At 46.2% G+C, this 11,981-nt stretch carries 9 protein-coding genes; 8 read left to right on the top strand and 1 reads right to left on the bottom strand.

Annotation, left to right across the window (positions count from 1 at the left end):
* Positions 1–134 precede the first annotated feature (134 nt).
* Positions 135–1,964 (bottom strand): threonine--tRNA ligase, encoded by a 1,830-nt coding sequence (gene thrS, locus QUA34_RS17325; RefSeq protein WP_333388550.1) that lies wholly within the window; start codon positions 1,962–1,964, stop codon positions 135–137.
* A gap of 294 nt (positions 1,965–2,258) precedes the next feature.
* Here thrS and QUA34_RS17320 point away from each other — a divergent pair, with 294 nt between their 5' ends.
* The 8 genes from QUA34_RS17320 to QUA34_RS17285 all read left to right on the top strand — a co-directional run bounded on the left by QUA34_RS17320 (position 2,259) and on the right by QUA34_RS17285 (position 11,857).
* On the top strand, positions 2,259–2,588 hold the full coding sequence (locus QUA34_RS17320; RefSeq protein WP_333388547.1) for a DUF2605 domain-containing protein: 330 nt from the start codon (positions 2,259–2,261) through the stop codon (positions 2,586–2,588).
* Between the two features lie 158 nt (positions 2,589–2,746).
* Positions 2,747–3,058, top strand: a complete 312-nt coding sequence (locus QUA34_RS17315) for a DUF2973 domain-containing protein (RefSeq protein WP_333388544.1) — start codon at positions 2,747–2,749, stop codon at positions 3,056–3,058.
* Positions 3,059–3,680: 622 nt separating this feature from the next.
* Positions 3,681–5,672, top strand: coding sequence for a DICT sensory domain-containing protein (locus QUA34_RS17310; protein WP_333388541.1), 1,992 nt, complete (start codon positions 3,681–3,683; stop codon positions 5,670–5,672).
* Between the two features lie 1,290 nt (positions 5,673–6,962).
* Entirely contained in the window at positions 6,963–7,463 is a 501-nt protein-coding gene (locus QUA34_RS17305; protein ID WP_333331614.1) for a peptidoglycan-binding protein, read from the top strand.
* 301 nt (positions 7,464–7,764) lie between these two features.
* Positions 7,765–8,190, top strand: a complete 426-nt coding sequence (locus QUA34_RS17300) for a photosystem I reaction center subunit II PsaD (RefSeq protein WP_332956926.1) — start codon at positions 7,765–7,767, stop codon at positions 8,188–8,190.
* Between the two features lie 164 nt (positions 8,191–8,354).
* Entirely contained in the window at positions 8,355–9,215 is an 861-nt protein-coding gene (locus QUA34_RS17295) for a GNAT family N-acetyltransferase (RefSeq protein WP_333331611.1), read from the top strand.
* A 97-nt stretch (positions 9,216–9,312) separates the two neighbouring features.
* Positions 9,313–10,860 (top strand): anthranilate synthase component I, encoded by a 1,548-nt coding sequence (trpE, locus tag QUA34_RS17290; RefSeq protein ID WP_333331608.1) that lies wholly within the window; start codon positions 9,313–9,315, stop codon positions 10,858–10,860.
* A gap of 112 nt (positions 10,861–10,972) precedes the next feature.
* A complete protein-coding gene (locus QUA34_RS17285) occupies positions 10,973–11,857 on the top strand; it encodes a PhzF family phenazine biosynthesis protein (protein WP_333388538.1) in 885 nt (294 codons plus the stop codon).
* The last annotated feature ends 124 nt before the right edge of the window (positions 11,858–11,981 follow it).

Below are 11,981 nucleotides of genomic sequence, written 5' to 3'. Positions count from 1 at the left end.
CAAGATAATGGTGACGTATTTGCCATACACCTAGCAGGTTTGGGCTATGTTTGGGCTTGAATTTTGTTCAAGTCCCGTTAAGTGAATTGTGGAACGGGCGAGACGCCCGTTCTAAAATCTGCGATTAAAATCGCTTAAAAATCGCCATAACTGCTAATAGCAGCCTGCAACCTCCCAATCACTTCATCAACCGAAATCGCCCCCAACTCCCCAGAAGCACGAGTCCGAATATTCAAACTATTCGCCTCAACTTCCTTCGCACCCACAACACCCATCACCGGAATTTTATCCTTCTCAGCATTGCGAATCAACTTGCCCAAACGCTCGCTATCCTCATCAGCTTCAGCGCGAATATTGAGCGCCTTCATCTTCGCGGCCACTTCCTTCGCAAACGGCAAAAACTCGGCGCTGACAGGCAACAACCGCACCTGAATCGGCGCTAACCACAGCGGAAAATCCCCCGCATACTGCTCGATCAAAATCCCGATCAAGCGTTCCAAAGAACCGAAAGGAGCGCGGTGAATCATCACCGGACGCTTGCGAGTGCCGTCTTCAGCAACGTATTCCAAATCAAAACGTTCGGGCAAATTGTAATCTACCTGAACAGTTCCTAATTGCCATTCTCTATCCAAGACATCTTGGAAAATGAAATCGAGTTTCGGCCCGTAAAAAGCCGCCTCCCCAATTCCCTCAAAATAATTCATTCCCAAAGTTTCCACCGCGCGGCGGATTGCACCTTGAGCCTTTTCCCAAGCTTCATCGGAACCGATGTATTTCTCTAAATTGTTCGGATCGCGGAAACTCAAACGCGCTTTAAAGTTTTTCAGTTGCAGACTCTTGAAGACTGACAGAATCAAATCCACCACATTCAAGAATTCTGCATCCAACTGTTCCGGTGTGACAAATAAGTGGGAATCATCCACCGTAAAGCCGCGCACCCGCGTTAAACCGCCCAATTCTCCCGATTGTTCGTAGCGGTAAACTGTGCCGAATTCCGCTAAGCGCATCGGCAATTCGCGATAGGAACGCAATTCGCTTTTGTAAATTTGAATGTGAAAAGGGCAGTTCATGGGTTTCATCACAAAACCCTGTTCGTTTGCTGCTGCTTCCTCATCTTCTGCCATCAACGGAAACATATCCTCTTTGTATTTCTGCCAGTGTCCAGAAATTTTGAACAAATCGACTCTAGCGATGTGGGGAGTCACCACTTGCAAATAGCCGCGCTTGATTTGTTCTTGTTTCAAGTAATCTTCTAAAATACTTCTCAAAACAGTGCCTTTCGGTGTCCACAAAGGCAAACCTGGCCCAACTGGATCGGCAAAGATAAACAAGCCTAATTCTTTGCCTAATTTGCGGTGATCGCGCCTTAATGCTTCTTCTTTGCGGTGTTTGTATGCTGCTAGCTGTTCGGGAGTTTCCCAAGCAGTGCCGTAAATGCGCTGTAATTGAGCTTTGGTTTCGTCGCCCCGCCAGTAAGCGCCTGCTAGGCTTTCTAGCTCGATCGCCTTTGGATTCAACTCACTGGTATTATCCAAGTGAGGCCCGGCGCACAAATCCCACCATTCCTCGCCCAAATGGTAAAGAGTAATCGGTTCGATCAAACCTGCCAAAATTTCTAATTTATAAGGTTCGTTAATCTCCTTAATTCTGCGTTCCGCTTCCTCGCGGCTGACTTCTTCTCGAATTACAGGCAATTTACGGTTGATGATTTTGATCATCTCTTTTTTAATGGCTTTTAAATCCTGTTCCGTAAAAGGTTCGGGAGTGTCAAAGTCATAATAGAAACCGTTTTCAATCCAAGGGCCGATCGTTACTTGTGCCTTGGGAAATAACTTCTGCACCGCCATCGCCATAACGTGGGAGGTGGTGTGGCGAATTTTTTTTAGTGCCTCCGACTCACTCGTGCGGGGCAACTCAATCTTAACGGACTCTTCTGGAGCGGACATGGATTCTGAGCTAGACATCGGCTGAATTAGCAATTAATTTAGTTGCAGTTGCTTCTATCTTACTCAGATTGGGACAGTAAGCGCCGGCTTGCGGCTGGGGACACTCCGGGAAATTACAGCAACGGCCCGTCAGGGTTGCGACGTTCTTAGCAGAATTTTGGGATGGCGAGTCACAAGTCGCTGCTGACACTGTTAAATTTATTCACCTTCACTTGCTAATTGTTGTTAAATTCTTGAATTTTTTTTATAAATATGTTACAATTTGTAAAGACCGTCTAAGATTATAATAAATAAATAACCCAACTTTAGTCCATGCTTAATTCCAACTTGCCCGAATCAGAATTGCTCAAAGCGTTACTGGAACCGCTGTTAGAGGATTTCAATTACTGGTTCGGCAGATCGGCAAAGCTCTTAGAAACTGAGGAAATTCCCTTTTTCAGCGACGAAGATCAATCAGACTTGCTAGCGCGAGTCAAACAGGCTCAGCAAGAAGTAGGCGCGGCTAAAGCTCTATTTCTTGCAACCGGAGGTCAAGTTGGGATTGAAACTGCAGCACTGATGCCGTGGCACAGACTCCTCGCCGAATGCTGGCAAGTATCGGTGCGCTTTCGCTCATTGCAGTCAGCTCCCCCAAAAAAATAAGGAAGCGAGTTCAAGTTAAACTTGCAGTCAAATCCCAAACATGAGGAAATGTGGCGGCTGACTTGACAATCTCAAACAGATTTCCAGTTAATAAGTTATTACTTGCTGAAACACATTTGTAAATTGCTGTGTGGCTGTTTAGCCCGGAGGAGAAAATAATGTTGCACTTGCTTTATATTTTAGCTTTTACCGTTCTTGCCTTTCTGGCCGTCGGTAACTTAATCCGCAGTCTAGTCACCGTAGGTATGGAGTCCCAGCGCCCTCAACAATTCAGGGCAAATAATCGCTACCCATCCTCTCCTGGCTCTCAAGCGGTACCCCATCCAGAACTTTTAGACGAATACGGAAACATTGTCAATGAGCCGCTGTTAGTGATGCGTTCGCTGACTGTCCAAGACGCCCGCGAACAATTAGATGCTCTCTACAAATCATCTCCGGGCGGCAGCGACGAAGGGAGCGAACTAGCTTGATACAACCACAGCCGCAGCATTTATACTCACGGGCGATCGCCTCAAAAAAAATATAGACTTACACGCTTGGTGTCAGAAGCCTGGTTTATTCATAGATTGTGGGTAAAAACCGAGTTTCTTGCTATCGGTCGTCAAAATAATTGGTCGTTAGTTTTTAACTAATGGCTAATTGTTTGCGCTTTTTTAAAGTTTAATTACCGATTAACCAGATCGATCGCCAAAAAGCGATAATTATGGCACTGATATCCAATAGAGCGAGGATAGTTTGACACTCAAGTACAGGAAAACTAGGAATCTGGGCGGGGCACAGCGGAGCGAATTTGGGGGAACACCGGGGTACCCCAGGAGAGCGAAACCGATTTCTTTGTACTTTACTTACCAAGTGCTGTAAATCTATCAGATACTGAAGAAGGATCGCTCTCATACCAATTTAATGTGAAGTTTCACATATCTCGATCCCCCTAAATCCCCCTTAAGAAGGGGGACTTTGATCGGAATCTTGTCCCCCCCTTATTAAGGGGGGCGCCAGGGTGCTCGGATTCTATGCAGCCTCATAATAAATTGGTATCAACCTCCTATCGATCCTGTTTTGTCATCGGCAAAAATGCACGTTTAAGGCTAGATGATCGTCCCTATTTCGTTACTGGCAGAACTTCTGCAAGCTTTGCCCCAACTGCGGGCACAAATTTATTTCAAATCTTCCATGACAGCCTTGTCTCACGCGATGGAAGACTTGGTTTTGGCGGGTTCCGACGACGAACCGCTCGTCATTGCAAGCTTTCAGCGAGAGCGCTTCTACCGCCAGGAAGCTCATCGCTACCGACGAATTTCCTCACTCTCCTCTCAGGTATACGTGCTGGCCGCAGCGGAAACTGAGTTTAAAAATGCTTCGGAGTGTCACGAAACTGTGGCATTTGCACCGGAGGACGGATTAAGTAAAGAGTGGCACTTAGTCGTGATCGGGCAACACTACTCAACTTGCCTGATTTGTCAAGAAAAAATTGTGCCGATCGACAACCAGGACGATCGCGGGCCGCTGTTGATGGATCAAGCTCGCAGATTTGAAGGAATTTGGACGTTCGATCGCGAGGTAAGCTCCAAAGCTGCCGCATTGTTGCTCGATAAAATCATCCAATATCGCCCGGAATTGGCGGAAAAGATCGATCGAGCGCGAACTACTTACAAGCTCAAAACACCGAAAAAAACGCGGAAATCCGCCGCTTCCAAAATCACAAAACCCGACAAAAGTGCGGAAAAAGACTCAAAAATTCCCAATCCCAAATTGAGGGATGCTTTTGCCCAACGCTTAGTAACTTACTTGCAAGCAGGCCAGCACAAACTGCTCAAAGCATACGCCGCCATTGCCGCCCAGGAACGAAAAGAACGCCTCGTAAATTTAATTACAACGGCAATGCGGCAGTCCCTCAACCCGCAAGAAATCGTTGAAGTCGCAGTGCATGAACTGGGAACAGCCCTGTCAGCAAGCCGCTGTTTGATTTATCGCTGCAAGGCCGCAGATGTGGCGGTCAAAATCGATCGGGAGTTTTTGCGTCCGGGTGCTAGTTCTCTACTAAACCAGACTTGGCTTTTGCAGGAAAATCAAATATGGATCGATGCGGTGGCGCGGCAAGAGCGAGTTTACATCCAAGACACAGCACAACACCCCCTAATTGTCAATACAAAATTCCTGAAGAAAACTGTAAAAAATTGGCAAATTGTCTCTTGGTTAATGGTACCAGTGCTTTATCAGGGGCGGGTTTTGGGCATGGTGGAAATGCACCAGTGCCGATCGACTTTGGCTTGGGAAGAAGACGAAATTGCTTTAGTAGAGGCGATCGCCACTCAACTCGGAGCAGCCTTAATTCAAGCTGAAACCTACGCTCATTTAGAAGAACTCAACCAACAATTAGAAGCATTAGACCGCACTCGCAGCAATCTAATTGCCATCACCGGACACGAACTCCGCACTCCTCTTTCTACGATTCAAGTTTGTTTGGAAAGTTTGAATTCCGAACCAGATATGCCCCCAAAATTGCGGCAAATCATGTTAGAAACTGCCCTCGGCGATGCCGATAGAATGCGGAAACTCGTGCAGGACTTCTTAACTCTTTCTCACTTAGAAAGCGGGCAAGTTCAATGGAATGTAGAATCGCTGACGCTACAAGAATGCGTTGATTTAGCCCTCAGCAGCGTGCGATCGGGGGGCGGACTCGATCGACAGTTACCGGAAATTATCGCCGAAGTGTCGGCAGAATTGCCTTTAGTGCAAGCTGACGGAGAGTGGTTGGTGGAGGTGCTCTCCAAACTGCTAGACAACGCTTGCAAATTCACCACACCTCAAGGAAGCGTCACCATAAGAGCGAAATGCAACGGTTCTCGGATGGTGGAAGTGCTCGTAGCCGATACGGGGAGGGGAATCGAGGCGAACAGTTTAAAAGTAGTGTTCGATCGATTTTATCAAGAAGAAGGAGCTTTGCGCCGCAGCGCCGGCGGTACCGGTTTGGGATTGGCAATTTGCAAACAGATTGTTGCTGGCTGGGGCGGTAAAATTTGGGTAGATTCCGCAGGAAAAGACCGAGGAAGTGAATTTCACTTTACTATTCCCACTGTTTAGACTCAATTGATACAGCGTATTCAAGGTTTATGAAGTACACCGCGCAAAACCTGGTTTCTTTACAGTTCTCGCATCATTACTGATTCTGTTGCTCGAAACCCTGTTTATCCGTACTAAATTGACATGGAATATACTGTAAAAAACCGGGTTTGTGGGCGTCTGAGCGCGCAAATATCGATCGAGTTATATCAAATCCGGCTGCGCTGGAATGATATCAAATCCGCGCTTCCGAAGTCGGGCGTAAAGTCGAATCAAGCTGCCAACAAATAATTCGCGCAATTTTCATTTTTTGGACTCACAGTGAACAGTCAACCGTCAACCGTCAACAATGACGGACGGTGCAACCGGAATCGATATTAATCGATCGCCCGAGATACGATAGCACAGAAAAGTTTTCAATGCAGAAACAGCCTCCGCTGCTACACCCTCTCTCATATCAATTGCGGTAGCATCGAAATAGTAAAATCCAGTCAACAGTCAACAATTCCCGATGGTGCAACCGGAATTGATCTAATTCATCTGCGTTAATCTCTGTTTATCTGCCTGTATCTGCGGTGAAAAAAAGAGAATGTATTAACCGCCCCGGACAAGGAATTGACGCTGATTCACGCGCTTGTCGAGAAGAGAGATAGGAATACTCCCGATGCTAACAAATTTGATAGGAGGGGCTATTTAAGCCGGACTTGATATCAAATACTAATCTACAGTCGTCTTGAGACGACTTGAGCTATGAGGCAGGGGTTTCAACCCCTGTCGGACTTAACGAATAATATTAATGCCGATTGCATCGGAATGATTTAACCACAGAGAACGCAGAGCTCGCAGAGAAAGAGAAGAGAGAGATGAATAATTCCGATGCAAACGGAAAGGATATCACCCTCAATCCTCACCCTGTGAGATCAGCCTTAAAGGAGATGTGGCCACGCGGTGTTCAGCTTTAAAATCAAAAGTATCAAAGCAGATTCAGGACGCGCTTGCCGTATTAAACCCGGTTTGGCGACAGAGTACCTAGGGAGGCTGCCCAAAATTAATATCAGTTTAAAATAAGAATCAAACTGTAGGTAAGCTGCAAACCCCCATAGTAATCCGTCATGCCGAATCTAAAATCTAAAATCTAAAATGGTATAAGTCTCTTGTCCACAAGTCGCGATATGGTAAAAGTCGCTCGAATCTGTTGAGGCACGGCCAACGCCAGTGTTGATTCGGGAAAAATTGAGAATGCAAATGTTTCGCCCGGAAAAAGTTTTTTTCCAGAAGAATACTCAAACCTAGAGGTTAGCAAAATCGATTATGTCACCTACAACCCAGATGAAATCTACTCAACCTATAGCCAAAAAGCCACAACTACAATTAGGTTCTCAAGGTAAAGCGGTATTGGAACTAGAACAACTGCTAACCAAGTTGCACCTTTACCGACAGCCTGCTAAAGGAATTTTTAACAAAGCAGTTGATTTTTCTGTGAAACTGTTTCAGTTTCGGGTTTTCTTGTCGCCGGATGGCATTGTCGGGCCGCTGACTTGGCAGGCGCTTTATACTGCTGCTCCAGTTAATATGCCGATACTCAAATTAGGCAGTTCTGGGGAAGCAGTCGCTACTGTTCAGGAAGTTCTCAAAACTTCCAACCATTATGGTGGTGAAATTGACGGCGACTTTGCTACTTTGACGGACAAAGCTGTTCGCGCATTTCAAAAAAGCTTTGGGATTCAGGCCAACGGGATTGTCAATCAAGAAACTTGGACTGCTTTGAGCCAAATTCCCCGCGGCTATGACCCTAATTGGTTCTTGACTTAGGGTTGACGCGGTAAATTTTTCGATCATCGCGTGTGGAGGAAAATTAGGAGAATGTGCGATTATTCTGGTGCCCACAAGCACCCGAATAATTGCTATTTTTGTTTGATTATTTTTTCGGGATTCGTGCTGCCTAATTTTGTTTTCTAACTTTGGTGTAAATTACCAATTATCAATTATTAATTACTAATTATCAATTATCAGAAGAGATCGATCGCCCAAAAACTGTTAACTTTCCTTACAATTTCGACAGCAGTGTCGCGTCATGATGATAGGATGCCGTAAAAATCCTTTGGATATGTTTATGGCAGAAGAACTCACTGGACAACCCCCTCTTTTCGGCGGCAGCACCGGCGGCTTGCTGACCAAGGCGCTAGTTGAAGAGAAGTACGCGATCACTTGGACTAGCCCCAAGGAACAGGTGTTTGAAATGCCTACAGGCGGCGCTGCAATCATGCGTCAAGGCGACAACTTGCTGTATCTGCCCCGCAAGGAGCAGTGCATCGCTTTGGGCGGCCAGCAACTGCGGGCTAAATTCAAAATCTCGAACTACAAAATTTACCGCGTGTTTCCCGACGGTTCTACTGAGTACCTGCATCCCAAAGATGGCGTGTTCCCTGAAAAGGTGAACGAAGGTCGTCCCTACAACGGTAAGATTGACCGCAATATTGGCAGCAATCCCAATCCGGCTAAGCTGAAGTTCAGCGGCAAGAAGACTTTCGATCCTTAAACTATGACTGCATCGCTGAGCAAAACATAGGTAATATTGCCTTGAAAGGCTCAGCTTGTAAACTTGTTTTTGCAGTAGTATTCTGGCGCGGGAGGCTAAGCCCGCAGCGCCAAAATACTACTGCAAACTTCTAATCTTATTAAAAGTTAATCGTTAAATTAAAAATGAATGTCGCAATCAGGCGAGCGCAGCCTTCTGATATCGATGTTTGCGCTGGCATTACTTATGAAGCTTTTAAAGATATTTCCGATCGCCACTTGTTCCCTACAGATTTTCCGACGCTGGATTTTGCAACCAAAATAAGTAGCTTGCTAATCGAAAGTCCCTTGTTTTTTGGCATCGTAGCCGAGAGTTCCGGTACGGTTGTCGGCTGCGGATTTATGGACGAACGCAACCCGATTCGCGGTATCGGCCCCGTCAGTGTCGATCGAACTTTTCAAGGTCGCGGCACGGGACGCGAAATCATGAAAGCTTTGCTGGAACGCGGACAGGACGCTGTGGGTATCCGTTTGGTTCAGGAATCTTTTAATATGGCGTCGCTGTCGCTGTACGCTTCTTTGGGTTTTGAGGTGAAGGAACCTTTCGTGTTAATGGAAGGGAAGTTTCGCAGCCAGTCGCAGCATGGGTTTGAGGTGCGGCCACTGGCTAGTGAGGATGTTGGTGAATGTGCGGCTTTGTGCAAGAAATTATACAGGTGCGATCGAACTTCGGAGATTGAAGACGCACTGAATGACTTTTCTCCCTTCGTTGCTTGCAAACAAGGTCGGATTGTGGCTTATACTTGTGCGGTGTCGGCTTTGGGCCACAGCGTCGCGGAAACTGAGGCGGATATGCAGGCTTTACTGTTGGGGGCGGCCGCGTCGAACTCCGAAGCACAGCTTTCTTTTCACTTGCCGCTGAGGTACGCAAGTTTGTTTCGCTGGTGTTTGCAAGAGGGGCTGCGCGCCCTCAAGCCGATGGCGGTGATGGCAGTTGGCGAGTATCAGTCGCCGGAGGGATGTTGCTTTCCGTCTTTTGTTTATTGATCCCAAGACGGTTAGGACGCTTTTAATCGCTGAAATTATTCCCAGGATTGCATTTTCCTTCTTCTTTCTTTCTTCTTCCTTCTTCCTTCTGATATATATGATATTCCCCGATTTCTCACAATTTTCGGAACTGGCGAAACAAGGCAATTTTGTACCCGTGTATCAAGAATGGGTTGCTGATTTGGATACGCCGGTGTCTGCGTGGTATCGGGTTTGTGCGGGTCAACCTTACAGTTTTCTGCTGGAGTCGGTGGAAGGTGGGGAAAAACTTGGGCGTTATAGTTTCTTAGGGTGCGATCCGTTGTGGATTTTGGAGGCAAAGGGATCTCGCACAACTCAAGTTTACCGTGACGGTTCCGAAAAAGTATTTACGGGCGATCCGTTTGTAGCTTTAACCGAGTGTTTGGAGTCTTATCAACCGGTGAAATTGCCGCAGTTGCCGCCGGGAATTGGCGGGTTATTCGGTTTTTGGGGTTACGAGTTAATTAAGTGGATAGAACAGCGAGTTCCCGTGCATCCAGCAAGCGACAATGATTTGCCGGATGGGTTGTGGATGCAGGTGGATAATTTGCTGATTTTCGACCAGGTGAAGCGGAAAATTTGGGTCGTCGCCTATGCGGATTTGCGGGAGGTTGGCGTTGATTTGGCAGATGCTTATCAGCAAGCTTGCGATCGCGTTGGTAAGTTAGTTCAGAAGCTGCAATCGCCGCTTTCCCGGCAATCTACTCTCATAGAATGGACACCTCCCAATAACGCGCAAGATGCCCGTTCCACAACCGGAAATACAGAATTGGCTTACACTAGCAATATTACCCGTGAAAAGTATTGTGCCAATGTTTTAAAGGCTAAGGATTATATCAAAGCCGGAGATATTTTTCAAGTAGTTATTTCGCAGCGACTAGAGGCTGAATACAGTGGCGATTCTTTTGCACTTTACCGCTCTTTGCGTCTCATAAATCCTTCTCCGTACATGGCTTATTTTCATTTCAGAGATTGGCAGATTATCGGTTCGAGTCCCGAAATTATGGTGAAGGCAGAAAACACTGCTGATGGTAAAAAAATAGCAACTTTGCGACCGATTGCCGGCACTCGCCGCCGGGGTAAAACTCCTCAAGAAGATGATGCTTTGGCTGCTGAATTGCTGCAAGATCCCAAGGAAATTGCGGAACACGTCATGTTAGTTGATTTGGGCAGGAACGATTTAGGCAGAGTTTGCCGAAACGGTACTGTAAAAGTTGACGAATTAATGGAAATTGAGCGTTATTCTCACGTCATGCACATTGTGAGCAATGTGGTGGGAGAATTGGCCCAGGATAAGACAGCTTGGGATTTGTTGAAAGCTGGTTTTCCTGCGGGTACGGTTAGCGGTGCTCCGAAGATTCGGGCGATGGAGATTGTGCACGAGTTGGAAGGTTGTCGCCGGGGGCCGTATTCTGGGGTTTACGGGTATTATGATTTTGAGGGACAGTTGAATAGTGCGATCGCAATTCGGACTATGGTTGTTCGTTCTTTAGGTGGTGACAAACATTCGGTTTCTGTACAAGCAGGTGCTGGTTTGGTGGCTGATTCTAACCCGGATCTGGAGTACGAAGAAACGCTGAATAAAGCCAGGGGAATGTTGGAAGCAATTCGCTGTTTGAAGTAGCGAGGCGGAGCCTCTGGATCTGTGTTACCAGGCAGAGCCTGGTAACAAGAAATTTTATAATACTCGGCGGTTGAAACCGCTGCTACACAAACTACTGTTCAACGAGGGAAATGTGAATTTTTATATAGTTGACGTGTTTGCAGAGTCAAAATATGCTGGCAATCAACTCGCTGTATTTTGCGGTGCGGGAGTTGCCGAACTATCTGAGGCCCAAATGCTACAGATAGCCAGAGAAATCAATTATTCAGAAACTACGTTTATTCGATCGCCCGATCGGCGAGATGGCGGCTATGACGTGCGGATATTCACGCCCAAGAAGGAATTGCCCTTTGCGGGTCATCCGACTTTGGGCACTGCGTTTGTGTTGCAGCAAGAGATTATTCGCGAAAAGGTCGATCGAGTAATTCTCAATCTAGCCGTGGGTCAAATTCCCGTTACTTTTAATTATCACAATGAATCGGCAGATATTTTGTGGATGCGACAAAACCCGCCTAGTTTTGGTCAAGTTTTATCACCCGAAAGTCTAGCAAATGTCCTGAATTTAGAACCAGATGAAATTGATTCGAGATTCCCCATTCAAGAAGTTTCTACGGGAGTGCCCTTTATAATTGTCCCATTAAAAACTCTCGCCTCGCTCAAAAAAGCTCAAGTCAACTTAGATAAATATTTTGAGCTAGTTGATACAATGGAAGCGAAAGAAATTTTGATATTTTGCCCAGAAACCTACAGCGACGTTAATGATTTAAACGTGCGAGTTTTTGCCCATTCATTAGGAATTCCAGAAGATCCGGCGACTGGCAGTGCTAACGGCTGTTTGGCGGGATATTTGGTAGAACATGATTATTATGGGTCAGCCAAGATTGATGTCAGAGTTGAGCAGGGTTATGAAATCGATCGACCTTCTTTGCTGTTGTTACAAGCTGCCAAAAATGAAGGGGAAATAGCAGTTTTGGTGGGTGGTAAGGTGGTGATGGTTGCTAAGGGAGAATTTGTGTAGAATATTTATTAATGGGAAATTATTAACCGCAGAGGCACGCAGCTAGATTTAGAGGCTTCTTTGGGGATCGAGATCTTACAATTTTGCTAATATGAGGTAGCTCATATTCATTGATTCGCGTGAT

This window comes from Microcoleus sp. POL10_C6 (genome assembly GCF_036701585.1).
Lineage (GTDB): Bacteria > Cyanobacteriota > Cyanobacteriia > Cyanobacteriales > Microcoleaceae > Microcoleus.
The sequence above is the reverse complement of the archived record's forward strand: the minus strand, read 5'-3'. Positions and strand labels throughout refer to the sequence as shown.